The organism is Lacticaseibacillus mingshuiensis (assembly GCF_016861785.1).
Lineage (GTDB): Bacteria > Bacillota > Bacilli > Lactobacillales > Lactobacillaceae > Lacticaseibacillus > Lacticaseibacillus mingshuiensis.
In genome coordinates, this window is the sequence record NZ_BOLS01000019.1 from 22,594 (window position 1) to 47,213 (window position 24,620).

The window sequence follows — 24,620 nt, forward strand, 5'->3', positions numbered from 1 at the left end:
CCACTTCTCCTGTCTATTTTTCATTGATTGTTAAATACTGCTGAATTAATGCCGTAACACGTGCTTTAACATGGCCATCATTGTACTGATTCCATCGAGCGGCGAGTGCGTCCGTCAGTGTATCATCTGACCCAAAACGGCTCCGTACAATTGTATCATACAACTGCGCCCCGTCAACGACGAGCGGCCCCATCTGACCGTCCTCAAACGACGCCTGCAAGCCAGGTTTTTGTTGGTAGGACAACAGATCCGGACAAAACAAGATGGTCTGTGGATGGGGGCGGACAAGCAGATAGTCAAATAACGTTGAGGAATAGTCGGTGATCAGCACCCGACTGCGATCCAATAGCAGGTTCAAGCTTTCTTGACTGACCTGAACATTGTCCGGCAGGCGAAGCAAAATATCGTGAGGTACTGAGGGGTGAAGCTTAATGACAAAATGATGCTGCTTCACACGTTCAAAAACATGGAGCGCCATTTGCAGTACACGCTGCATCTCCCCCGGCGCGTCCCGATACGTCGGTGCGTAGAGAAAATCGATCGGTGCCCCATCGCTGGGTTTTGCATTGACCAACGTGTCCGAGCGCAGAAACCCGATTGGCCGAATCACCGAAGCAGGCACCGCAAAGCTCTGTTGGAAGATCTGCCCCATGGTATCCGAACCCGTTAAAATGTCTGTGTAGCGGCTGTAGACCTGCTTGAAGCGGCGCTGATCACCGGCCGGCCGCTCGCGATTGGCGGGGTCCTGCCAGCCGAAGCGTTTGATCGCACCATTGGCATGCCACAGCAGAATCACACCGCGGGCCTTTTTGGCGAGGACCAATTCGGGAAAATAATCATCGGTGATGACGACGGTCGCTTGTTTGAGGTAACTGATCGCGTTTTGCAGCAACAGTTTTGAACGCCCAAGCAAGACGACATGAACACCGCTTGCCGCCAGCGCGCTGGCTTGTGGTTCAGCCTTCGGGGTGGCAAACACCACAAAGTCCTGACCGAACTGGCCGGCCAGATTCTGAATCAGCCCCGCATCATTATCCGCAAACGTCATATAATAGACGATTGTCGCTTGCTTACGCCGGCTCGGCGGCAGCAGGCGCATCACACCCAAATAGCTTTCCTTCACGGTCGTGGCCAGAAGGACTTTCAATGGTGACATCCAGTTCCCAGCTTTCTGCGCTTTTCATGAAACTAACCTATCTTTGCCCAATGCGGCCGTCAGCGCTACTGCTTCCGCAGACTTTAGCGAAAACTTAACCGAAAGACGGCTGACCCGCTTCCCCGCTTTCATAAAAAAGTCGGAAGCGGCCACCCCGCTACAAAAAGCTCCGGCCGACCCTGGCGCTACGCAAACTGCGCGTGACAGGGTCGGCCGGAGCGATTGGATCTGCAAAGACGTTAGACTAACGCAGAGATGCGCTGCAGGTACTTCATCAGCTTGTCGGTGGCCTCATCCTGCGCCGCCTCGGCACTGTTGAAGGCCGCGACATCCAAGTCCGCCGGGGCATCCCCGAGGCTGGCCGTCATTGCCTGACAGCCCGCCACAAAATCCGCGTAAGTGTTTTTCAGCAGCACATGGTTGCCCATCAGGCGTGCCGGGGCAGCTAAGGCGGCCAGTTTGTCGCTGAGCGACGCATACACCGCCGTGCCGGCTGTGAAGGCTGTCTTGGTCTCGGTGTAAGTCTCGGCATCAAAAGCCTGTTCGGTGCCTGCATCGATTGCGCTGCGCAGCGCCTCAAACAATGGGCTGAGCACCTCTTGCTGGGCTTCGGTGTCCTTCATCACTTTGTCGATCGTGGTGCCATAGTGCATCATTTTGAGCTGATTTTTATTCATGACAAAACCTCCAGCCAAAAGTTTACGCCTTTTTGACGTGGCGCTCCACCAATTTGACCAGCTCGACAATAATGATCATCAGCAGGCCTGCACCCAGCACCAGCGCCCACTGGAAGCCATCCAGGCTCGTCACATGGAACAGCGAGTTGAAGCCTGGCACGAGGATGGTCACGGCAAGCAGCAAGAATGACACGAGAATCGCCCAGTTGAAGGCCTTGTTGTGGAAGGCGCCGACTGTGAACAGGCTTTGGTGAATAGATTTGACGTTAAAGGCGTGGAACAGCTGGATCAGCCCCAGCGTCGCGTACGCCATGGTCAAGGCGTCTGCGTGAATCGCGGCGTTGCCCGTGTGAACGGGCCATGTGATGCCGACAAAATAGACACCCAGGGTCAGGAGTCCTTCCAGCATCCCCTGCCAGATCACGGCTGGCCCGACGCCACCGGAGAAGAAATTCGAGGCGCGGCCACGCGGTTTTTGCTTCATGATTCCGGGTTCGGTCGGTTCAACGCCCAGCGCGATCGCCGGAATGGTGTCGGTCACCAGATTGATCCAAAGAATGTGGACCGGTGCCAAGATATCCCAGCCCAGCATCGTCATCATGAACAGCGTCAAGACTTCCCCAAGGTTGGCCGACAACAGGTACTGAATGGCCTTTTGAATGTTGGAAAAGACTTTGCGCCCTTCCTCCACCGCGACCACAATGGTACTGAAGTTATCGTCAGCCAGCACCATGTCTGACGCCCCTTTGGACACTTCCGTCCCGGTGATGCCCATGCCGATGCCGATGTCGGCGGCTTTCAGGGCTGGCGCATCGTTGACGCCATCGCCGGTCATCGCAACGACCTTGCCGCGTTTTTGCCAGGCATTGACGATGCGGACCTTATGCTCAGGCGCCACCCGCGCATACACGGAATACTTCACGACATTTTTTTCAAATTCGGCATCGCTTTGCTGGTCGAGTTCGGCTCCGGTGATCACCGCAGCGTCATCGCCAGGTTCAATGATGCCAAGCCGCCCGGCGATCGCCTCAGCAGTATCCTGATGGTCGCCTGTGATCATCATCGGGCGAATCCCAGCGGCCTTCGCTTCCGCGACCGCTTGGGCAGCTTCTGGACGTTCCGGATCGATCATGCCGACCAAGCCGGCGAAGATCAGATCCTGCTCGATGGTGTCCGAGTTCACCGGGTCCGGAATGGCATCGATGATCTTGTAAGCCATCCCCAGAACCCGCAGCGCCTGTTTGGCCATGCCGGTGTTGGCGGTCAGCAGCGCCTGCTTACGGTCCTCAGTCAGTGCGGTGACGGCGGTATCGTCGACGATCTGGGTGGTGCGCTTGAGCAGCTGATCCGGCGCGCCTTTCGTGGCCACGAAGAAGGTTCCGTCGCCGAGGTCATGCACCGTTGACATCAATTTGCGTTCAGAGTCGAATGGCACTTCCGCCACACGCGGCATGTTAGCCAGTTCGGCATCGATGTTATAGGCATGCGCCTTGCCAAATGCGACCAGCGCCGTTTCGGTCGGGTCACCAAGCATTTTGCCATTTTCTTGAATCTTGGTGTCGTTGGCAAAATTCATGATCTGCATCAGCGGATTGGTGCTTTCAACACCGGCCTTCGCGTCATGCAGCCCGCCATCATACCAGGTCTTTTCAACCGTCATCTTGTTTTGGGTCAAAGTACCGGTTTTATCCGAGGCAATGATATCGGTGGAGCCCAGCGTCTCGACCGCCGGCAGCTTACGAACCAGGGCGTTCCGTTTCGCCATTTTCTGCGTGCCAAGCGCCAAGATGATCGTGACGATGGCTGGCAGCCCTTCCGGAATCGCAGCCACCGCCAAGGAGATCGCGGTCAAAAACATTTCCGGCAAGCTGGCCGCCTGGCGCCACATCCCAACGGCAAAAACGATCGCCGCGATGATCAAGATCATCACCGTCAGCTGTTTGCCCAACTGGCTGAGGTTTTCCTGGAGCGGGGTGCTGGTCTCTTTGGCCGAGTTGATCATGCCGGCGATGCGGCCGACCTCGGTCTGCATCCCTGTCGCCACAACGACGCCGGTGCCGCGGCCATAGGTGATGTTCGAATTCATGAACGCCATGTTGGTGCGATCGCCGATGCCGACCTCAGTTTTCGAGATAACTGCGGTGTCTTTTTCAACTGGCACGGATTCGCCGGTCAAAGCGGACTCCTCGATCTTAAGGTTCGCGCTTTCGATCAAGCGCAGATCCGCCGGCACCACATCACCGGCTTCGAGCAACACGATATCCCCGACAACCAATTCGTTGGACGGAATCGTGAGCACCTCGCCATCTCGCAGCACGTGGGCATTCGGCGTCGCCATTTTCTGCAAGGCATCGATTGCCTCTTCAGCTTTGCTTTCCTGGAAAACACCGAAGATCGCATTGATGATGACCACGGCCAAAATAATACCGGCATCGGCCCATTCATGCACCACCAGCCCCGCGATCAGCGCGGCCGCCAGCAGCACAATGATCATGAAATCCTTGAACTGGTCCAAAAAGCGCTGGGCGAGGGTCTTTCGTTTACCCTGGGCCAAGCGGTTAGGGCCGTTGGTCGTCAGGCGCGTTTGGGCCTCGCCTTTCGTCAGGCCGCGGGCAATGTCAGATGACACATCCGCCACCACGGCCTCTGGGGTCTGGGCATAAACAGGTTGATCGGTCAATTGAACTCCTCCTCTGGGTGGTCACTTGATTGCGCCACCGTTCTTTCTAGCCATCAGGGCCGCCTAGCGGTAAAAAAAGAGACTCATGCCTGCACATGCAGACATAAGTCTCACTAATTAAGACAACACCAGATTAACTCTCTAGTTGGTGGCGTTGCCGCGGTTAGACCGCTAGTTACTCCCTTATGCGTTATGGACATTATAACGGACTGACACGGGATGCACAAGAGACCCAAGAGCCGTTTTGTCTCGCCTCAGATCAAAACGCTTTCATCACATCGACGATTCTCTTGCAAGCTTTTGTATCCCGGAATTCGTACAAACTTTTTTCGACAATGGTTCGATACTGGTCGTCCAGCACATTGCGCCGGCGCTTAGTCGCCAGATAATCAATGACCTGACTTTCCTCGGCATAGGCAGGACCTGGAAGATATAACTCCCCTGTTTTTAGATGATCATTCTCAGGGGCAAATTGATAGTAGACAACGGGGCGTCCTAGCAGCGCAAAATCGATGCCGACGCTCGAGTAATCAGTGACGAGTGTGCCATGCGTGAGCAACAGCTGCTGAACATCAGCCTCGTCCTCAGAGATCACCCTGACGTTAGGCGCGTGAAAGAGGTGCGAAAACTTTTGGAAGTTGTGATGGAGATACAGGTCCACGGTAAAATCGAGCGCCGCCAGTTCCTTTGACGCCAAAAAGTGTGAAAGCTGCTGATAGAAGTCCGTTTGCATAAAGTCTGTATCTGACAGCTTCACCAATTTCTGACGCCATGTTGGCATGACCAGTAGCGAGTTGCGATAGCGGAAAGCCGATAAGCGACCTCTGTGGCGAAGAAGTTTATCAAAACGCGCAAACCCTGTAATTGCCACTTCATTTGGTAAATAGCCCATTTCGTCTATGACCAGTTGCCGTTCACGCTCGGAACAAACAAGAAACATATCAGTAAAATTCGGATCGGCAGTTTTCCCATAAACCCAACTAACATTCTTGGCGGCCGTTATTCCATGCTGAAGAAAGATCTTGTGCATCTGAGTTTTTTCGGTCAAAAAGTCATTTCTCCACATCGGGAGCGCAAAAATTGAAGAGTGACTGTGACACAGGAATTGGGCTCTGCGGAAAAGGCTGAAATGCTCTTTTGAGCGATAAAAGACCACATTGGCCCGATAGTCCGCTAAGTTCTTGAGATCGGGCGAATCCCGACTGATCAGGTAATAGCTCTCAAAATTCTTCTGTTCGTGCTTCTGTAAATACTTAAAGAAAGCGAGGCCATTGTCTTGCGCTTTTTCAGGATATTCGCAGACTAGGACAATGGGTCGCTGTGAGGCCGCCGTTTCTTGGGGCATTTGCTGGAGGTAACTGACAGCCTCCTCTGGAATGACAGTCTCTCTGAAAGAAAGGTTGCCGTACAGTGTGAGGTACCAATAAAACGACGCCGAGAAGCCGGGTTTGTAAGGGACGATCGTTGTCTCAGTTGGCAATGCAGCCTCTTGAGCAGATAACCTCAACCAGGGCCGAGCAAGCGCAACGCCTTCTTTCGAGAAACGGATAAAGACGTCATACAGCGAGGTGTCATAGGTGTTGTCGAGTTGGTCAGGCTTGTCAAACAGCGTTGAAAAAAGACTTTCTGGTGAAAAGCAGATCTCCGCCGTCTGGTTTCCACTTGCCGTCAACTCGCTCAACGGAAAGGCTGTTGACTCGTAGACCCGGTCTGTGTCGCGGACCCGAACTTGCAACTGAACGGATGATAGCGCCAAATAGCGTGGCGTGACTTCGACCCCAATTCGTAGGCCATCTGAATCCCCACCTAAAGTCGTGGCTTGCCAGCTAGTCAGATAGGTCTTGATGCTTGGCAACAGGCTGTGAATCAGACGTAACTTACCATCAAACGCAACGTAAAGGGAGACAAGGTCATCGCCCACTTTCACCGCCAAAGCGTTCGGATGCGCGTCCAAGCAAAATGTAAAATCATCCGTTGAAACAGGCTCGGCTTCTCCGAAGAGAATATCCGCGCGATCTTTGATTCCCACCTCAAGCACGCCATCTAACTCGGCCGCCGTCAGTTGGTAGCGATTAGCCCCACAGTCAGTGAATGAGACAGTCTTGGCTGTCTTTTTTCCAATAACGCGAATGTTGGGGAGCGGTGTTGTCGCCTTAATGACCAGCAAGCCATCCGCGGTTGTATAAGCGTCCAGATTCTGCTTGACCAAAGTGATCCTCCTCATCCGATGAATGACACCAAGCAAGCATCAACCAAAAATGCTTATTTCCAGAAATCATCAAACACTGTGATCGGCAGGTGGCGTTTGTGCTGCGTGCGCTGATACCAGCCTTCGATTGTCTCGGCCGCCTTCACATCGATGTCTTTGCCTTCCAGATAGTCATCGATCTGGCGGTACGTGACTCCCAATGCGACCTCGTCAGGAAGCGCCGGCCGATCCTCTTCAAGATCCGCAGTCGGCGCTTTTTCATAGAGATGGGCCGGGGCGCCAAGCGCCTGCAACATCGCGGCGCCTTGTCGTTTGTCCAACCGACTCAGTGGCGTCACATCCGCGCCGCCATCGCCGAACTTGGTGTAAAAACCCGTCACAGCTTCTGCGGCATGATCTGTCCCGATCACAACACCATTGGTTGCCCCAGCGATTGCATACTGGGCGATCATCCGAGCGCGCGCCTTGATGTTGCCCTTATTGAAGTCGGAGATCTGCAGATCATTGGCCGTCACGGCAGCTGTCATCGCATCCACGCTGGCCTTGATGTTGACGCGCATCGTCTCATCGGCCTTCATGAAGTCGATGGCCGCCATGGCATCTGCCTCATCCGCCTGTTCCCCATATGGTAGGCGAACCGCGATGAAGCGAAGATCCGGCTGGCCCGTTTCCGCGCGCAATTCGGTCACCGCACGTTCCGCTAAGGCCCCGGCCAAACTGGAATCCTGACCGCCGGAGATGCCCAGCACATAAGTCTTCAATCCAGGATAGCGGCGCAAATAGGCCTTCAGAAAATCGACACTGCGACGAATCTCCGTTTGCGGATCGATCGTCGGCTGCACCTGCAAGGCCGCGATGATCTCTGCTTGTTTTTCTCTCATAAAAAATGCCTCCATTGATGAGCGACGCCGCACTTATGCACGGTGCTTGTTGACCTTCGCACGAATCTGATTGATCAGATTCATCTTGTTGTCCCATGCTTTTTGCGATAGATCGACTGGGTAATCTTGTGGATTGAGCACACGGGTGTATTCATCCCACAACGAATCCACACTGTGCATCCCAAATTCGCGGATGTCGGTCAGCGCCGGCAACTGATAGACCAGCTTGCCGTGATCAAAGATCGGCTGAAGCACCGGCCGCGCGTCAAAATCCGTCACGGTCTTGTTGATGTAGGGATAATTGGGATGGAACATGTACAGGGAGTCGAGTTCGCGCGGATCTTCATCCGCCAAGGCGATCCAGTCGCCTTCTGACTTGCCATTGCTGTGGCGGGTGATGCGCCAGACTTGTTTCTTGCCTGGGGTCGAGACCTTTTCAGCGTTGCTGGACAGCTTGATGGTGTCCACCATCTCACCATTTTCATCCTCGATCGCGACCAGCTTGTAGACCGCACCCAGGGCTGGGTGATCATACGCGGTGATGACCTTGGTGCCCACGCCCCAGGTATCGATCTTGGCACCTTGCATCTTGAGGTTCTGAATGGTGTTTTCATCCAGGTCGTTTGAGGCGATGATCTTCACATCGGGGAACCCGGCTTCGTCGAGCTGCTGGCGAACGCGCTTGGAGATATAGGCCATATCGCCCGAATCGATGCGCACCCCTTGAAAATTGATCTTGTCGCCCATTTCGCGTGCCACACGAATCGCGGCCGGCACGCCCGAACGCAAGGTGTCATAAGTATCGACAAGGAACGTGACATCGCGGTTCGCTTCGGCATAGGCCTTGAACGCGGTGTAGTCATCGCGATACGCCTGCACCAAGGCATGCGCATGGGTACCAGAGATCGGAATCCCGAAGACTTTGCCAGCGCGGACGTTTGAGGTCGCGTTGAAGCCGCCAATGTAGGCTGCCCGCGTGCCCCACATCGCGGCCTCAGTTTCCTGGGCGCGGCGCGTGCCAAATTCCATCAGCGCGTCATCCCCAACGACTGCGCGAATCCGCGCCGCCTTGGTGGCCACCAATGTTTGATAATTGATCATGTTCAGAATCGCCGTTTCGACCAGTTGGCATTGCGCCAGCGGGCCTTCGACTTGGAAAATCGGCTCATTGTTGAAGACAAGGTCACCTTCCACCGCCGAGCGCACCGAGGCCGTGAAGCGCAGGTCGCGCAGGTATTGAATGAATTCCGGCGGATACGTCGTGGTCGTTTGCAAATAAGCCAGATCGGATTCGGAAAATTGCAAGTGGGTCAGGTAATCGACCACGTGCTCCAAACCCGCAAAAACAGCGAAGCCACTGCCAAATGGAAGATCGCGAAAATAGCATTCAAACACGGCATTTTTTTCCGCAATGCCTTGCTTCCAGTAAGTCCACATCATATTCAGTTCATAAAAATCGGTATGAAGCGCTAATCCATCGTCTGGATAAGTCGTCATGATCATTCTCCTTAGGCTACTTGTGAGCTTGGCGTTCAGCGCGCCGCTGCTTTCTGACAGCAAAAACAAATTGCGGCAGGACCATCATCCGGCCGAGTCGACTGGGTTGTTTGATGAGCCGATACAACCATTCAAGATGCGCGTGCTGCATCCACCCTGGCGCGCGCTTGGCGACGCCGGCCAGCACATCAAAGCTCCCGCCGACCCCCATCAACAAGGCATGCGGCAGCTGCGCGCGCAATTGGGTCAAAAATTGTTCCTGTTTTGGCGCCCCCAGCGCGGCAAAGACCATGTCCGGGCGCGCAGAGGCCACGGCGTCAATGACGCTGGTATCGGTCAGGTCGAAATACCCATCGCGGGCCCCGGCCAGGACCAGTTGCGGATACGTGGCTTGCACCTTGGCCGCGGTCTGGGCGATCACCTCGGACTTGGCGCCGATGAGGAAAACGCGAAGGTGCTTCTCATTGGCCAGCCCCAGCAAGTCCACGAGCAGGTCGTAGCCGGTCACGCGTTCCGGCAGCGGCCGACCCAGCATCGCGGCGCCTTGCACGACCCCGATGCCATCTGCGGTGACCAGATCCGCCTGCTTGACCAGCGCGGCAAAATCGGAATCACGCCGCGCCTTCATCACGATCTCGGGATTGGCGGTGACGACGAATGTCCCTTGCCGCGCCGCCAATCTGCCCGCGAGCTGAGCCAGCACCGCCTGCTTTGTGCCGGCGTCAAACGTCACGCCAAGCACCTCGATCTTTTTCACACCCTCACCCACCTTGGTCGCCCGCCACGCACGGGGCTATTTGTGAAATATTATACCAAATTCAGCGGGCAAGCTCACCTTTTCTGCAAGGCGTTAGGAATACTTTACTGCGCCGCCCAATCGGGATGCAAAAACGGTGCCACGGCTCACCGAATTGTGAGTCGTGACACCGTCGATTATTTTAGCGTTCCAGGAAAAATTCAAACCGTTCGCCCACATACTGGGTGCGGACATATTCAAACGGCCGGCCATCCTGCAGCAGTGAGATCTGGCGCAAGCGTAAGATCGCCTCACCGCGTTTGATGTCGAGGTATTCTGCAATGCGCTCACTGGCCAGCATGGCGGAAACGGTCTGCGACGCGCCGCCGATGTGGAAGCCGCCTTTTTTCTCCAAGGCGTGGTAAAAGGACTTGGTCACTTCACTTTTACTGAAATCCTTGACGAGATCATACGGCACCGTGGCGACCTCAAAACAGATCGGCACCTCATCGGCAAAGCGAATCCGCTCCATCCGCAAGATCTGATCGCCGTCGTTCAACTTCAACTTCTCACTTTCGGACAAAGACGGCTTGGCGACATGATACGAGATCGTTTTGCTCGAAGGGACTTTGCCCTGTGCGAGCATGAGGTCGGTAAAACTTGTGACCCCGGACACCCGCTCTTGCACCTTCTGGTTGGCGACATAGGTCCCAGCGCCGATGCGACGCTCGAGAATGCCTTCATCCACCAGGGTCTGAATCGCCTGCCGCAGCGTCATTCGCGAAACGCTGAACGACTGGGCGAGGTCGCGCTCAGAGGGGATACGATCACCGATCTGCCACTTACCTGCCTCGATGTCCTGCCGGATCTGATTATGAATCTGAATATAGACTGGAGATTCCACTGCGCTCGTCCTTTCCTACTTGCTCTGCTGATTACCTGTCCAGTATAAATGGTATAGACCAACAAAACAAGCACCGTTGTGACTCACTCAAGCACCCGCCTGGTCTTTGGCGATCGTCGCATCGACCCCAGCCACAGTCGCTGTGGAAAAACCATGCGCCTCCATCGCCAAAATTCCTTCCACCGTTGTGCCACCGGGGCTGGAGACTTTGTCGATCAAGTCGAACGGGCTTTCATCGCTTGCCAGCACCATTTGCCCGCTTCCAGCCAGCATTTGAGCCACGATCTCGGTGGCTGCTTGCTTGGTCAACCCATGCTTGACGCCGGCGCGGGCCAACGCGTCGATAAACAGATAGACGAAGGCCGGGGCACTGCCTGCCAGCGCGCCAAATGTGGCAAAATCCGCTTCTGGCAACTCGGTCAGCCCGCCGAGTGGGGAAAAGAGATCGATCACCTGCTGGGCCTGCGCCGCCGCGACCTGGTTGAGCGCATAGGCCGTCATCCCCGCGTTGATCGCGACGTTGAGGTTTGGCATCAGGCGCACCAGCGGCAAGGCGGCATCGCCCAACAGCGTGGCGAGTTTTTCCAGGGAGACCCCTGCCATCAGAGAGACGACCAGTGGGCGATGTGCTTGCACCCCTTCCGCGATCTCGGCACAGACCGATGCGGCCAGCGTCGGCTTGACTGCGAGAATCACGACCTCACAGCTGGCAGCCACCGTCGCGTTATCCGGCGCGACCTGCAGCCCATGTGCCTCGGCGTATGGCTGAAAATGCGCAGCGTGTCCGCCATGAACTAGGATGGTACCTGGCGTCAGGGCCTGCGCCTTGAGCAAGCCTTCGATGATGGCCTGAGCCATATTGCCCACGCCGATAAAGCCAAGTTTCATATTGTTTTCCTCCGTTGATCACTGTCAGATCGCGCAACCGGCCACGATTGGGACGGCGATGCGCCAAAAAATTAGCGATGGGCCTCAAACCAATCCGCGATCGCATTCAGGCGGGCGATGCGCAAATGCGGCATACCGGACCGCGATAACTCGTGATTTGAGCCAGGGAAGCGCATGAATTTCGTGTCAACGCCATGCATTTTTAAGCCCGTGTAGAACTCTTCGCCTTGCCCGATCGGACAGCGCTGATCCTCTTCGCCGTGCAGCACCAAGGTCGGCGTCTTGACGTTTGCAATGTACTTCAGCGGGGAAAAGTTCCACAGGGTCTGAACGTCTTCCGTGTCGCCGGACCAGGTGCCCTGCAATTCCCACGGCGTGAAGTAATAGCCGATGTCTGAGGTCCCATAAAAACTGATCCAGTCTGAGATCGAGCGCTGGGTCGCCGCCGCCTTGAACCGGTCTGTGTGCGTCACGATCCAGTTCGTCATGAAGCCGCCATAGGAGCCGCCGGTGACATAAACATGAGTCGCATCGATCTGCGGATCCAGCCGCAGCGCCTCATCCACCCCGGTCATCAGATCTTGATAATCATCCTCGCCGTAATGCTGAATGACAGCCGCCGTGAACGCCTGCCCATAGCCTGCCCCACCGCGCGGATTGAGGCAGATCACACCGTAGCCCTTGCCTGCGAGAAACTGCATCTCATGAAAGAACGTGTCGCCGTACCCCACCTGCGGGCCGCCATGAACATACAGAATCGCGGGATGCTTTTCAGCGCTGGCCGTGGCCGGTGCATAGTACCAGCCCTCGATGTTGAACTCACCGCGATCAAAGTTGAACTCCTCAGGGGCCACCAGCGTATGCGAATTTTCATAGCGCGTGTTCGGGTCGACCAGTAGCATCTCGTCTTCGGTGATCAAGTCAAAATAGCGCAATTGGCTTGGGACAACGGGGTCGCTGCAGGTGAAAATTAGGCCGTGTCCATCCGGGGTCAGCGCCCAATCCGTGATGTGCCGGTCGCCGCCCAAAAGCACGTGAAGCGGCTCATCCGGCCCGCCGACATAAAGGCTCGCGCGGCCATGGTCAAAGCCGGTCGTCACATAATAATCGCTAGTCGCAAAGGCGGCGCCGCGACCGGACAGCCCGCGCTGGCTATCGCCGGTGATCATCCCGGTGATGTCCAGATCGAGGTCCGCGGTCGTATCCGTCAGCTCGCCAGTCGACAGGTCGGCGTGCCAGAGATGATTTTGCTGCACATTCGGCAGTCGGCCTTCATTACCAAACAACAGGAGCTGGGTGCCATCCGGACTGAACGTCAATGCCTCCAGCGCGCTTTGCGGGGCCTCAAGCGCCAGCAGTGTCACCTTGCCTGTGGCCAAATCAAACAGCCCCACCTGCGAGCCAAAATTCTTGTCATCCTTTTCATCACGGCCAAGCGCCAAGGCGATCGTGTCGCCTGCCGGAGAGACTGCGGCCAAGCCGAAGCCGTCTGGGTTGGTGTACAGCGTCTGCCCCGTTTTATTTGCCAAGGTCTGTTGCTTCAGTGAACTCGTCAGCCCTTCTGGCAACACGCCGGCCCCGTTGAGCTTGTACTGCGCCTTGGTCACTGTTTTCACCGCCGGCCGCTTTGGGTCTGGCTTTGCCGGCGTTGTCTGGGTCTGGTAAAAAATAGAGGCATCATCGGCCGCCCACAGAAAATCGCCGACACCATCTTTTTCATGGGTCAACTGGCGGGCTGAACCGCCATCAGTCGCCTGGACGAACACTTGAGGCTGGCCATCTTTATCCTGGCTGAGGAACCCAAGCGTCGTCTGGGCATGATCAAGTTTTGGCGCATGGTCATGTTGCTGGTCGTGACCAAATGGCACTTGACGGCGCGTGGCACGATCCAGCTTCCGCAGCCGCGAGTAATAGGCATTGTCCGCCTCATCGATCCAATTCTCTTGATAAAAAATCGTCCGCCCGTCGCCCTGCGGCTGGCTCAACGTCTTGATTTTGAAGATATCGTCTGCTTGTACGTTCATCGATATCGCCTCCTGAATAATCTATAGTTAGCGTATCTTTTGGCCAGTGGCGTGTCAATCATGCGTCTGCCTATCATCTCGGCCGATGATACCGTATACTTAAGAGGATCAAGAAAGGATGGAGCACATGAAAGTTAGGAAAGCCGTCATCCCGGCAGCTGGCCTCGGGACCCGTTTCTTGCCCGCCACCAAAGCGCTCGCGAAGGAAATGCTGCCGATCGTTGACAAGCCAACGATTCAATTCATCGTCGAAGAAGCCAAGGCTAGTGGAATCGAGGATATTCTCATCATCGAGGGCAAATCCAAGCGCTCGATCGAGGATCATTTCGACTCGGCTCCTGAACTCGAAGCCAATCTTGAAAGCAAAGGGAAAACTGACCTGCTCAAACTCGTTCACGAGACCACCGACATCGGTGTGAACATGTTTTTCGTGCGCCAGCCTTACCCACGTGGGTTAGGCGACGCGGTGCGCCTGGCAAAATCATTCATCGCCGGCGAGCCATTTGTCGTGATGCTCGGCGACGACCTGATGAACGATGAGGTCCCGTTGACCCAGCAGTTGATCAACGAATACGATAAGACCCACGCCTCAATTCTCGCGGTCAAAAAGGTGCCGCACAAGGATGTGTCTTCCTATGGTGTCATCGACCCCGGCAGTGAAGTCGCCCCAGATCTTTACAACGTGCGCAAGTTTGTCGAAAAGCCAGCGGTCAAGGATGCCCCAAGCGACCTGGCGATCATTGGGCGGTACCTGCTGACGCCTGAGATCTTTGACGTACTGGAACACACCAAACCGGGCAAAGGCAATGAGATTCAGCTCACTGATGCCATCGACACTCTCAACCAGACGCAGCGTGTTTTTGCCCATGTATTCAAAGGCGAGCGCTTTGATGTCGGCAACAAGGCCGGCTATGTTGAGACCAACATCGAATATGGCCTGACGCATCCGGAAGTCAAAGACGAGTTGCGGGCTTATATTTTGGCGTTGGCCGATCGCCTGCGCCAGACACCACCGACGGAAAAATAACCACGCTCGATCGCGGATTAATAAATCATAGAAAAAGAGAGGCCATCGCTATCGCCACGATATTCGTGTGCGAGATTGCGATGGCCTCTTTTAGATGAATAGACCTTTAAACGAAATGATGATCAGCTGTAGACATACCGTGAGGCTAGCTCATCTGCAACTTTCAACCATGGATTACTGGCAGGTTGAATATTTGTGAGTAGGGCTACCGCCTCCTGCCCATCTGGACTAACTCGCAAAAAGGCACAATAGCCATCCCCGTAGCCTTGTGCTCGCCGGAAGTTTCCAGACAGGTACAAGCCCCCACCATAGGCAACTTTGCTCGTTACAAGTGATTGATAGAGTAATCCCTTTTCAGAATGAGACAGCAGCCGGCCGTCCGCGATCGCGCATTCGATTTCAGCGAGATCATGCGCAGTCAATAATAATTGTCCCGTACCAAGCTCAGAATGTGCCTTTGCTGCCGATACCGCTACAGGCCGAGAAAAGTCCTGTATGGTATAATCTTGGCCGCGCATATAGCCCGTCGTCTTCGTGCCGTTCCCAGCATCATAAGCAAAAGCGTAGTTTGTGATACCTAATGGCTGCATGATATCTGATCTTAGCAGCTCGGGATATTGTTTGCCGGACACCTGAGAGATGATTGCCGCAAGGAGCGCATAATTAAACCCGTCGTAATGCCATTGCCCCCTTACTGCCGGATCGTAGCTGAAAAACGGCACCAATTGATTACCCTCATCCACATCGTTAATATATGCTGTCGGATGATAAGCTTTCGAGATTCTGAGCCCACTCGTCATGGACAGCAAGTTTTTGATTGAGATCTCACCACTTCCAGGAATAGCGGGAAAGAACTGGGCGAGTTTACTTTCGAGAGTCAACTGCCCCGCACGAATCTGGTGCATTACCAACACCGCCGTCAAGCTTTTTTGAACGGAATCAATCTCAAAAGTTGAGTTCTGATCGATACGTCGATCTGTGCTAGCATCGGCGATGCCATGGGCAAAGCTTGCAATGACCTGGCCGTTTTTGACGATCACTGCAGAGCCATTGAAATGACTGCCAGTTAGTCGTTCTGATAGATCCCGCTGAACAGCATTCTCTGGCTGACTCAAAGATGAGTTTTGTATTGTTGGTCGTTGCCCAGACGTTCTCGTATCAAAAGGTCTTTGGGATGAGCTGCTAAACTTCACAATACCCATGGCGTTGATTGCCACAAGAAGGCCCGCTAGTATCACGCCTCTCCTTCTCAATCGTTTGTGTCTGGACAAATACTGTGTTCTTCGTTGCCGCATCGCATACCACCTCTTCAGCCTGGCAAAATCGATTCACGAAATTGCCTTTTATTACCGTCCTAGGCTATCAGAATGGTCGGGGTGATTCCCCTATAGAGACATTTGCTTTCCATTAAAAAATCTCAGAAAGTTATTGGTGAAAAGAACCTGTGACACCTGTACAAATCAATCGTTGATAGACAATGCAAGGCCATATTACTTGGCAAATTTGGCATACAAATACCATTTTGAGAACGGAACAAAAACAAGCTTGGTCTTTGTTGGAATCGCCATCCGCGACTTATACATTGAATACTGAAAGCGATAGACAGCTGGGGAAGTGTCCCAATTATATTGTTCAAACGGTAATTTCCGCACATACACAGTTTCAGGCGAGTTGCTTAATTGATTTTGAATAGCCGCAGTTCGCGAATGGTCGACTATTCCATTTGCGCTCATTACAATCACCATAAATACCATGGTAATCACTCCAAAACTAGGTAGAACGGCAAACGGAAGATTCGGCATTGTCTTGAATACACAATTAAGTGCCACTAACGCTGCAATCAATATGAATGTGATAGTAGAAAATGCAGAACGGGGTCCGTATGGCTTAATGGCAACAAATGGCGCAGTCACAAGGACGGCTGATACTATGCAGAACCAGATCGTGTTTCGGACGGTTGAATCAGCAATGCTAACAGAGATTGCGACAATCACTGCCACAAGAAACAACACTGCCATCAGGCTCTCTGCGACTGCGATACGCGATGTATCGAAATTTGTACTGGGAAAAAGGTTCCGGACCGCCAGCGCAAAGAATGCGTACCCTACCAAGACAAGCGAGCACCCCCAACGTATAATTGCCGGGCCTGTCTTATCCGCAGCCATCAACCAGACGAGACTGACAGCAAGTACGCTAAGAATAACCCCATTTTGCTGGAATATGTACTTATACATCTGTGTAGTATACAACATTATCGCATCAGAAATCAGGTGTCCTCCAAGCGTGGTCTGACGTACAGCATAATTACCCGTGAAGATCTGTATATAGGCTTGGTTGTCAAACATAGCAAAGGCGCCGATACCCATACCCACCAAATAGCCAATGGCGCCAGCACGACGCCGAAGAGAGCGATGTCGGAGAAACCAACAAACGGCAATGGCTAAGAGCACACCATAGAATGTAATATTTTCGACGTTCAACGCGGACACGACACCAAGAGCCAATAATGCGAGTGTTAATCGCCAACCAACCTTCGGGTTGTCCTTGCCCTCCTTAACCCAAATAAGATATACCAAGACTGGCAGCAAACTAAAGATATAGTTGACCGTCCCGGCAAACCACCCAAAGGTCTGGGCGTATACTTCGGTGGAGATGGTCACGAACAGGCCAGTGGTCAACAGAAAAAAGCCTGACAAGTGAATTGATTTTCCGACCGCAAATCGGGTGGTAAGGTAGACCAACCCCGCATTAGTAACTCCAATTACTAGAACTCTGGCGATCGTGCTCCGAGTGATAAGAAGCTCAATCGTATTGCTCAAGAGCCGGCCATTATATCCCTGAAAATGGTTTTTAAGACGTAACAGTCCCCGTGCAGAAGCCCACGTCCAATCATCTCCTCCTAAGGGTGTTACAAATGCCAGTATCAGAAAGAAAATAAGAACAGCGCTCATTCCCCAAAAGGGATTGGTGTGATGTTGAACTTTTTGCATATTTTTACCCTCCAGTAAAGTGCTTGACAATCACCAGCTCTATAGCATCCCCGATAGAAGGTCAATGTTTCGAAGATTGCTATTAAGATACTGCAACCCAACAACAGGTATTCCATAGGGTATGTGACCAAAGGGTGCCCCTTAACCTTTAGCCGATAGTTTTGATGCATCGCTGGTTTTTGGCAGAATAGAGCTCTTTTGTCCTTACGCCCTAGCCCCCTGCCAAAAGAAGCGATGTGGCTTGTGAATCTTTGAAAGTCTCTGGCCTACTGTCACGACCAATGGGCCAATAGCAATCAGCCGCTTCAGAATTCTTTCAACCGGTGCGTTTTCCTGATACTGCGGAGCTGAAGCTGAGTATTGTGCCAGTTCCTGTTGAAATAGACCTACATTGGGATTGCCAGAAAATAAGTACTTTGAGGGGTCTCCTTGATACACCATTGAAGCATCGGAGGCCTCTACATCAAATCCGTGCGTAGGGGTACGCGTCCAGAACACCCCGCTTCGCACAACCTTACCAGGGTTACCCGCAAGTATCGTGTTTGATGGAACTCGACCAGCCACAATAGAACCTAGGCCGAGAATTGCCCCTGAGCCGACGTAGGCCCCTTTTAAGATTGTGCAATTCTGGCCAATCCAAACGTGATCGCCAAGCAAGATGTCCTTGCTTACATTCGAGCGTTCCAGGTCCTCTACGTTATAGATGAGGTGAGCATCAGCATTTCGAATCCAGCAATTAAAAGAAAACATACAATCCGCACCAATAACAACGTTGTGATGTTCAGAGAGCACAAGATTCAGCACACCATTAAATGTACAATCCTCACCAAAAAACAAGATTGAGTTCGAATAGATACCTGCACTGATACTGACTTTACCATTTTTTGTTGCTCGAACGCAGATGCAAGAGTTATTCCCATGAAATTTTAAACGAGTTTTGTTCAGCCGCGCGTTGTTATCGAGAAAAAGCCGATTTCCCGATCCTTCGAATTGAATTGATGAATTAGTCATCTGTACGTTGTTTTCGCCGTTGATAATCACACGATTGGTTGCGAGATTGTCAAAGTCACTAGTCTTAGTCACTATCTCCAAAAAATACACCACCAATTCTAATTGTTATATGTATAGATTATAAGTCACCCATAATCTTCTAACAAGCTTGTAAAGTTTCGGCGGCATATATTGAGACACGCCGATTTTGATAACTCTACCCACTACATTCAACCATTAAAAAAGCGAATGCAGATGCATTCGCTACGATGGAGGATCTAGGATTCGAACCTAGGAACCCGAAGGAACGGATTTACAGTCCGTCGCGTTTAGCCTCTTCGCTAATCCTCCAAAACGTGACCTAAGTCAACGTTAATCAGTGTACAGGGATTTCACGAAAGAATCAATAGAGATCGCAGAGACTGTGCGGCAAACCACCCGCCTTACACATCCAATATCACCAGCGTCTTTTCCCATTCCGTGAAGAAGTCATGGCTTTGCCACTCAAAGCGGCGCCGCATGCCATAGCCGACCGGTTGATGATAATAAGTCACACCGTCGAGCTGCCAAGGCGTGTCGCGCTTGTGCAAATGGCCAAACGCCGCCGCCCACACGCCATATTTGGCAAGCAAGGCCCCAAGCTGGGCGGACCCCATCAACGCGGTCGCCATTTGCCACATGCGATGCCCCGTGAAATAGATATACGCGGGGTGCGGGACAAAATGCGTGAGATACAGCACTTTTTTCCCGTGGGCGGCGATCAGCGCCTGCTCAGTCGTGGACAGCACCCGCGCCATGCGCTCGCAGTCGCTCACTGGCTGGGGAATCTGACCATCGATCCAGTAGGCACGCTTCCAGGTGGCATAGGCGGCATCGCTGCGCTGCGGGGGTTCGGCAAGGGAATAATCATACCACCCATTGTTGCCGATCACGACGGTCTCGCTGCCCGGCAAGCTGAGCGACTTTTCATGGAGATACAGCGGATCGGCGGCGGATTGCGCCTCTTCATATGAAATGCCGTTCACCAGGTCGTGATTGCCCGCGATAAACCGGACTTGCGCGGCGGTGCCAAGGGCTTCTTGTAGCCGGCGAAAATAGGCCAGCGTCTTGCCAAAATCGTTGTAGGTATCCCCTGCGTTGAGATACAGGTCAACCCCTTGTTTGACCAGCAGTTCCGCCTGGCGCGGAATCAGCTCGGACTCGTCGACTTTGTTGATATCGAGATGATCATCGACACTGATCGCAATGCGCATGGCTGCCGCCTCCTTGCTGAAAGTACCGTCATTCTAACACGGCGGCGGCACGGCGACCAGCGATGTTAATTGACGCCGGCCATCAATTTTTCAATGCGCGGCGACAAGAGCCACAGCACAACGGCGAAGACGGCCGTCACAATGGCGATCACGGCAAAATACGCGATCTCCGTTTGCGGCGTGTACCAGCGTACGATCTGCGCGTTCACCGCCTGCCCAGCCGCATCGGCGAGGAACCACATGCTCATCATTTGCGAGGAAAAGGCTTTAGGCGCGAGCTTCGTGGTGACGGACAGGCCAACTGGCGAGATCAGCATTTCAGCGACCTCGACGATCGCCCAAGACAGCACCAGCCACAGTGGGGAGACTTTTTCATAAGGACCAAATAGCGCGACGGGCGCAACCATCACCAGATAGGACAAGGCGGTGAAAATCAGTCCGTACACGAATTTCTTCGGTGAACTGGGCTGGCGCTTGCCAAGGCGCACCCATAGCAGCGCAAACAGCGGGCCATACACCAGAATGAAAAATGGGTTGAGCATTTGGAACCATCCCGGCAAGATGTGGAAACTGCCGATGTTCAGGCGCACCTGGGTATTCGCAAACGTGGCGAGGACCGCCGAGCCCTGCTCTTCGATCGCCCAGAAGATCACCGCCGCGATGAATAGCGGGACATAGGCCCACACCCGCGACCGCTCGATTTTTGTCACCTTGGGACTGGTCAGCATCATCACAAAATAAACAACCGGGACGGCCACGGCGATGATCGTGATCAGCAGAATCACATTTTCGATGGTCAACCCGTGAAGCCCGGCCATCGCCGCTAAGACGATCACCAGCGCGGCCAGGCCCAGGCCGACTTTTTTCAGTAGTGGCCGCAGCTCTTCTGGCCGCAACGGGTCGGGCGCCAAATTGTCGATCGGATTGATCGTCTTTTTCCCAGACCAGACGTAATAGATCAGGCCGATAAACATGCCGATCGCCGCAAGCGAAAAACCGGCGTGAAAGTTGACCTTGTCCTGCACCCAGGCCACGATCAGCGGGGCCAACAGCGAGCCGAAGTTGATGCCCATGACGAAAATGGAAAAGCCCGAATCGCGGCGAATATCTTCCGGCGCGTAAAGGTCGCCCACCATTTCCGAGACGTTCGGCTTGAGCAGCCCGGTGCCCAGAACAATCAGCGCGATGGACACGAACAGGCCGGTTGCGGCAAGCGGCAAAGCCAGCACGATGTGGCCGAACATGATCAGCACGCCGCCCCAAAAGACCGTCTTGCGCGGGCCAAGCAGACGGTCGGAGACAAACCCGCCGATCGTGCTGGCCAGGTAGACGAGCGAGCCGTAGATCGACATAATCGACAGGGCGGTCGGCTTATCAAACCCGAGGCCCCCTTCACTGACGGCGTAGTAGATGTAATAGATCAAGATGGTACGCATGCCGTAGTAACTGAATCGTTCCCAGAATTCAGTCAACGACAAGGTCAAGAGGCCGCGTGGATGGCCCATAAACGTTTTTGGCGGTTGTTTAGACATGAGAAGCTCCATTCCAAGATGCTGTCGCACCTGATTTTCGTTAAAAAACACATGTTAAAATTATAGCCGCATTTCACGGGCACCGCAATTTGCATGAGCTTTATTGCCATTTAACAACCGCTATCAAAAGAGAACTCTAATCTCAACCAAACGTTTTTTCATTTTTCATCAAAAAAGCCAGCCGGTGATCATCGTGATCTGCCAGCTGGCTCTGAGGCTACTTGCCGTTGCGTTGCTTATAATAATCTTTGAAGGCTTGCGGCAGCCGATTATTGAAATTCTTTTTGGCAATCGCGCTTGTCTGATCGACAAACTTTTTGATTGCCTTGTCATACGCGCTTTGACTTTTCCCCTGCATTTTGGTCAGGGCGTCGTTGCTGAGTTTGACATATTCGGTCAATGTCTTGGTCAACGCAGGCTCAGTCTGATTGCCTTCAAGCTGCGCCTGCGTCGTGGCCAGTGTCTGCTGGCTTTTTTTCGCCAAGTCATTGACCTGCTGGCCGCCTTTGCCATCTGCCGCCGCGGAGATCGGATCGATCACCGCTTGCGCCGTCGAGTCGAAGCGCTGCTCGAGCTCATTTCTGGTATACTTTTTCTTAGTGACGACCACCTTCGTCGAACTGCTACTGGAACTGCTGTCTGCCGACTGCTGAGTCGTGTTTGCGCTACAGGCGCCCAATCCTAAGATCAGGGTCAGCACCAGCGCGGCGCGTTTTATTTGTTGCATTTGATCCCTCCGCTCATATGAAGTCGATTATACACCAAAGGAGATGACCTCGTTTTGGCGCTTTGGCACCTCATGTTTCATAAACCCGCCTTTGACATCCGCCAAGTCAAACACTTGGTGTGGTACATCGATCGTCAAGGGAATTATGGCGGCTTCCCCGTTTCACACATCGGGCTCGTCCGCGACACCGATGAGATCAGTTACGTCGACATGGCTTTCGTTCAGGAAGTCGGGCTCACACAGCCGCTTTTTGAACAGATGGTCAAATACATCTTCGTGATCACCGCAGGACTCGAGGACGCCCCGCGCCCATTGTATTTCGCGGTGATGCAAAAAGACCTGACTGAAATGAAAGTCGACTATTACACCTACCCCGACCACAGTATCGACTTGATCTTTTGGCAGCATCTCAAGGATGTGCCGCATGTCGATCTGCCAAAGTTGCGGTTCAAAAACTAACGCGAAAGTGACGATGCGCGCGTCCAGTCGAGGCAACTGGCGCGCTTTTTTGGCGGCCACGGAAATGAAAAAAGCTCCCGGATGGTGACGGGAGCAACCTTCTAGATGAGGCAGACGGGCTTTGACCAAGCCGGCTCGTCTGGGCGGGTGGCCGCGTAATCGTCCTTATTGCGTGTTGCGACGACTTGGATTCTTTATTGGTGCAAGCCGTCACCACGTAGCTAGCCATCACACTGACAGCCACTGCCGGCTTATTCTTCCTCTTTGACAACGACCTTATTGTCTACCACGCTTCGACCCGTTGCATAGTCATACCGGATACCATTTTGCACATTGAAAATATACACATTGAAATCCAGGTCACCATCTGTGGTCAACGCACGTAGCCAGTACCCACGCGGCATGAGCTCGCTGCCGCGAAAAACCGTCGTGACCTTATAGATCAGCTTCTCCCCACTGGCGATCGCGTCGCGCGCCTGCTGCTCAAATGGCTGCATCAGGACCTGGTTCGCGTATTCGGTCTGACTGGCAAGATTTTTAGGATTATCGCTGGAGCCGAGGTTTCCCTGCGCATATTGGCCGTCGTTGTTCAAATTGCCCGATAGCGTATAGGCGATCAGATGCCCGCGGTTTTGGCGATTGACCTGTTTGCCATCGACATAACTGGTCCGATTATGCCATCCTGTTGGCTGCCAGTCCTGTCTAGGCCGCCCCGCCGACTTGATCAGCGTCTGGCGGTTAAGATAGCCAATATTCGTGGTCGTCCGGTTCAACTGATCCAGATCACCATAGACAATGCGGGGGCCATTCCACGTGGCAGCGTCAAGGCCACTTTTGTTTTTCGCAAGCTCAAGCACCGGCTCACTATTATTTTGATAATCTAGCCTGGCGAGATAGGCGTATTCCTCTTTCTCACTTCGCGTTTGCGTTTGGCCGACTGTCGCAGTTGTCCCGGCCGGTGCGGCATTTTGCGACCCACCCGAATTCAGAAGGTGCGCCCCGCCGCCGACCAGTGCCATGATAATGACAACTGCCAGCCCAAGTATGGAATTCTGCCGCCGTTTACCCCGTTTTGCCATGATCTCTCCCCCAGAAACGACGTCCTACATCAGGCGTCGTGTTTGTCTGCCCAGGTTGGCCTTGGGCTTTTCTACTGTGCTTGATAGATTACGCAGGCTGCGCCAAAAATGCGTTTCAACTGGCGCTTCTTTAACCGGTTGACCGGCTACGTACGAAAAACGCGCATGCGGTCCACACCGCTTTGCACGCACACCGTCCCTCAACAGAGGTTGTGGCATTCATGATGTGTTTCTGAAAAGGTGGCGGCTTCCGTTTTTATAGTATCACAACGTCGACACTCGGCCATGTATTACCGGGCTTTTCTAATAATGAAATCAACTGAAAAGCCCCGCGCACTCGCACGGCAACGGCGCTTTTCTCATGGAACCAAAAAGCCTGACCCACACGCGCAAAACGCCCTCAAAAAGGCCTTTACAGCATTTTGAGATTCCTGTATAATCATTCTTGTTGTTGCGACAACGAAATGCCGGCTTAGCTCAGTTGGTAGAGCATCGGTATCGTAAACCGAGGGTCGAAGGTTCGAGTCCTTTAGCCGGCAGCAGAAATTTCCCCATGAGTGCCCCGAATGTTGATTTATCAGCATTCAGGGCACTTTTTATTTGGTATGTTTCCGTCTTGGAGACAACAGGACTCTTTGCGCCACAACTGCAACGTGTGTCTCAATGGGCGCTCGTGATTCTTTCCCAATGAGCGTGCTTTTGATGCTAGTCTTTAGCCACAACACAAAGGCATTCGGTAACGCCCGTTTCGTTGCCTACATCAATCTCTGTTCGATGTGCCTTCGCCCGGATCATCTGCATTGAAAATTTGCAAACAAAAAAGCCAACCTCGAATGCGGTCGGCCCTGTCAAGTTGACAGATGAAATAATATAAAATTTTGTCTGTTTCTAAATGGCTTCATTCCAGTATT

General features: G+C 53.5%; 19 protein-coding genes and 2 tRNA genes. 3 read left to right on the forward strand and 18 right to left on the reverse strand.

The features are described 5' to 3' along the window. Nucleotides 1-13: 13 nt before the first annotated feature. The 10 genes from JUE67_RS10830 to JUE67_RS10875 all read right to left on the reverse strand — a co-directional run bounded on the left by JUE67_RS10830 (nucleotide 14) and on the right by JUE67_RS10875 (nucleotide 13,652). On the reverse strand, nucleotides 14-1,156 hold the full coding sequence (locus JUE67_RS10830) for a CDP-glycerol glycerophosphotransferase family protein (RefSeq protein ID WP_203628359.1): 1,143 nt from the start codon (nucleotides 1,154-1,156) through the stop codon (nucleotides 14-16). Between the two features lie 239 nt (nucleotides 1,157-1,395). Continuing rightward, entirely contained in the window at nucleotides 1,396-1,833 is a 438-nt protein-coding gene (locus JUE67_RS10835; RefSeq protein WP_203628360.1) for a hypothetical protein, read from the reverse strand. Nucleotides 1,834-1,855: 22 nt separating this feature from the next. Next, entirely contained in the window at nucleotides 1,856-4,513 is a 2,658-nt protein-coding gene (locus tag JUE67_RS10840) for a cation-translocating P-type ATPase (RefSeq protein ID WP_203628361.1), read from the reverse strand. Between the two features lie 259 nt (nucleotides 4,514-4,772). Further along, nucleotides 4,773-6,722 (reverse strand): CDP-glycerol glycerophosphotransferase family protein, encoded by a 1,950-nt coding sequence (locus JUE67_RS10845; protein WP_203628362.1) that lies wholly within the window; start codon nucleotides 6,720-6,722, stop codon nucleotides 4,773-4,775. A gap of 53 nt (nucleotides 6,723-6,775) precedes the next feature. Beyond that, nucleotides 6,776-7,603 carry an NAD(+) synthase gene (gene nadE, locus JUE67_RS10850; RefSeq protein WP_203628363.1) on the reverse strand — a complete coding sequence of 276 codons (828 nt, stop codon included), beginning with the start codon at nucleotides 7,601-7,603 and terminating at the stop codon, nucleotides 6,776-6,778. A 33-nt stretch (nucleotides 7,604-7,636) separates the two neighbouring features. Next, a complete protein-coding gene (locus JUE67_RS10855; RefSeq protein WP_203628364.1) occupies nucleotides 7,637-9,100 on the reverse strand; it encodes a nicotinate phosphoribosyltransferase in 1,464 nt (487 codons plus the stop codon). Between the two features lie 16 nt (nucleotides 9,101-9,116). After that, a complete protein-coding gene (locus tag JUE67_RS10860; protein WP_225877953.1) occupies nucleotides 9,117-9,857 on the reverse strand; it encodes a WecB/TagA/CpsF family glycosyltransferase in 741 nt (246 codons plus the stop codon). 181 nt (nucleotides 9,858-10,038) lie between these two features. Next, the gene (locus JUE67_RS10865; RefSeq protein ID WP_125697539.1) at nucleotides 10,039-10,740 is read right to left on the reverse strand and encodes a GntR family transcriptional regulator; all 702 of its coding nucleotides are present in this window, start codon (nucleotides 10,738-10,740) and stop codon (nucleotides 10,039-10,041) included. Nucleotides 10,741-10,827: 87 nt separating this feature from the next. Beyond that, entirely contained in the window at nucleotides 10,828-11,628 is an 801-nt protein-coding gene (proC, locus tag JUE67_RS10870; RefSeq protein WP_203628366.1) for a pyrroline-5-carboxylate reductase, read from the reverse strand. Nucleotides 11,629-11,699: 71 nt separating this feature from the next. Then, the gene (locus JUE67_RS10875) at nucleotides 11,700-13,652 is read right to left on the reverse strand and encodes an alpha/beta hydrolase family protein (protein ID WP_203628367.1); all 1,953 of its coding nucleotides are present in this window, start codon (nucleotides 13,650-13,652) and stop codon (nucleotides 11,700-11,702) included. A 127-nt stretch (nucleotides 13,653-13,779) separates the two neighbouring features. On the opposite strand from JUE67_RS10875, the gene galU reads away from it, so the two are divergent. Further along, the gene (gene galU, locus JUE67_RS10880) at nucleotides 13,780-14,679 is read left to right on the forward strand and encodes a UTP--glucose-1-phosphate uridylyltransferase GalU (protein WP_203628368.1); all 900 of its coding nucleotides are present in this window, start codon (nucleotides 13,780-13,782) and stop codon (nucleotides 14,677-14,679) included. Between the two features lie 122 nt (nucleotides 14,680-14,801). Here the strand turns inward: galU and JUE67_RS10885 are convergent, their stop codons facing one another. The 7 genes from JUE67_RS10885 to JUE67_RS10915 form a co-directional block, all read right to left on the reverse strand. Further along, nucleotides 14,802-15,896, reverse strand: coding sequence for a serine hydrolase domain-containing protein (locus JUE67_RS10885; protein WP_203628369.1), 1,095 nt, complete (start codon nucleotides 15,894-15,896; stop codon nucleotides 14,802-14,804). 273 nt (nucleotides 15,897-16,169) lie between these two features. After that, complete coding sequence (locus JUE67_RS10890) at nucleotides 16,170-17,669, reverse strand: DUF6056 family protein (protein ID WP_203628370.1); 1,500 nt, start codon at nucleotides 17,667-17,669, stop codon at nucleotides 16,170-16,172. 204 nt (nucleotides 17,670-17,873) lie between these two features. After that, on the reverse strand, nucleotides 17,874-18,776 hold the full coding sequence (locus tag JUE67_RS10895; RefSeq protein ID WP_203637155.1) for an acyltransferase: 903 nt from the start codon (nucleotides 18,774-18,776) through the stop codon (nucleotides 17,874-17,876). Nucleotides 18,777-18,929: 153 nt separating this feature from the next. Beyond that, nucleotides 18,930-19,010 (reverse strand) — tRNA-Tyr (locus tag JUE67_RS10900). 92 nt (nucleotides 19,011-19,102) lie between these two features. Beyond that, nucleotides 19,103-19,912, reverse strand: a complete 810-nt coding sequence (locus tag JUE67_RS10905; protein ID WP_203637156.1) for a metallophosphoesterase — start codon at nucleotides 19,910-19,912, stop codon at nucleotides 19,103-19,105. Between the two features lie 65 nt (nucleotides 19,913-19,977). Further along, the gene (locus JUE67_RS10910; protein WP_203628373.1) at nucleotides 19,978-21,444 is read right to left on the reverse strand and encodes a peptide MFS transporter; all 1,467 of its coding nucleotides are present in this window, start codon (nucleotides 21,442-21,444) and stop codon (nucleotides 19,978-19,980) included. A 217-nt stretch (nucleotides 21,445-21,661) separates the two neighbouring features. Continuing rightward, entirely contained in the window at nucleotides 21,662-22,171 is a 510-nt protein-coding gene (locus JUE67_RS10915) for a hypothetical protein (RefSeq protein WP_203628374.1), read from the reverse strand. A gap of 72 nt (nucleotides 22,172-22,243) precedes the next feature. Between JUE67_RS10915 and JUE67_RS10920 the strand changes: the two genes are divergently transcribed. Next, on the forward strand, nucleotides 22,244-22,630 hold the full coding sequence (locus JUE67_RS10920; RefSeq protein ID WP_225423263.1) for a hypothetical protein: 387 nt from the start codon (nucleotides 22,244-22,246) through the stop codon (nucleotides 22,628-22,630). Nucleotides 22,631-22,881: 251 nt separating this feature from the next. Here JUE67_RS10920 and JUE67_RS10925 read toward each other — a convergent pair whose 3' ends face one another. Next, the gene (locus JUE67_RS10925; RefSeq protein ID WP_203637157.1) at nucleotides 22,882-23,709 is read right to left on the reverse strand and encodes a DNA/RNA non-specific endonuclease; all 828 of its coding nucleotides are present in this window, start codon (nucleotides 23,707-23,709) and stop codon (nucleotides 22,882-22,884) included. Between the two features lie 466 nt (nucleotides 23,710-24,175). Here JUE67_RS10925 and JUE67_RS10930 point away from each other — a divergent pair. Next, nucleotides 24,176-24,248 (forward strand) — tRNA-Thr (locus JUE67_RS10930). Nucleotides 24,249-24,620: the final 372 nt, after the last annotated feature.

Excerpts from the sequence above, each read along its gene's own strand:
- JUE67_RS10830 (WP_203628359.1), bottom strand. The coding sequence starts at position 1,156 with ATGTCACCATTGAAAGTCCTTCTGGCCACGACCGTGAAGGAAAGCTAT.
- JUE67_RS10835 (WP_203628360.1), bottom strand. The coding sequence starts at position 1,833 with ATGAATAAAAATCAGCTCAAAATGATGCACTATGGCACCACGATCGAC.
- nadE (WP_203628363.1), bottom strand. The coding sequence starts at position 7,603 with ATGAGAGAAAAACAAGCAGAGATCATCGCGGCCTTGCAGGTGCAGCCG.
- JUE67_RS10855 (WP_203628364.1), bottom strand. The coding sequence starts at position 9,100 with ATGACGACTTATCCAGACGATGGATTAGCGCTTCATACCGATTTTTAT.
- proC (WP_203628366.1), bottom strand. The coding sequence starts at position 11,628 with ATGAAACTTGGCTTTATCGGCGTGGGCAATATGGCTCAGGCCATCATC.
- JUE67_RS10875 (WP_203628367.1), bottom strand. The coding sequence starts at position 13,652 with ATGAACGTACAAGCAGACGATATCTTCAAAATCAAGACGTTGAGCCAG.
- galU (WP_203628368.1), top strand. The coding sequence starts at position 13,780 with ATGAAAGTTAGGAAAGCCGTCATCCCGGCAGCTGGCCTCGGGACCCGT.
- JUE67_RS10890 (WP_203628370.1), bottom strand. The coding sequence starts at position 17,669 with ATGCAAAAAGTTCAACATCACACCAATCCCTTTTGGGGAATGAGCGCT.
- JUE67_RS10905 (WP_203637156.1), bottom strand. The coding sequence starts at position 19,912 with ATGCGCATTGCGATCAGTGTCGATGATCATCTCGATATCAACAAAGTC.
- JUE67_RS10910 (WP_203628373.1), bottom strand. The coding sequence starts at position 21,444 with ATGTCTAAACAACCGCCAAAAACGTTTATGGGCCATCCACGCGGCCTC.
- JUE67_RS10915 (WP_203628374.1), bottom strand. The coding sequence starts at position 22,171 with ATGCAACAAATAAAACGCGCCGCGCTGGTGCTGACCCTGATCTTAGGA.
- JUE67_RS10920 (WP_225423263.1), top strand. The coding sequence starts at position 22,244 with ATGTTTCATAAACCCGCCTTTGACATCCGCCAAGTCAAACACTTGGTG.
- JUE67_RS10925 (WP_203637157.1), bottom strand. The coding sequence starts at position 23,709 with ATGGCAAAACGGGGTAAACGGCGGCAGAATTCCATACTTGGGCTGGCA.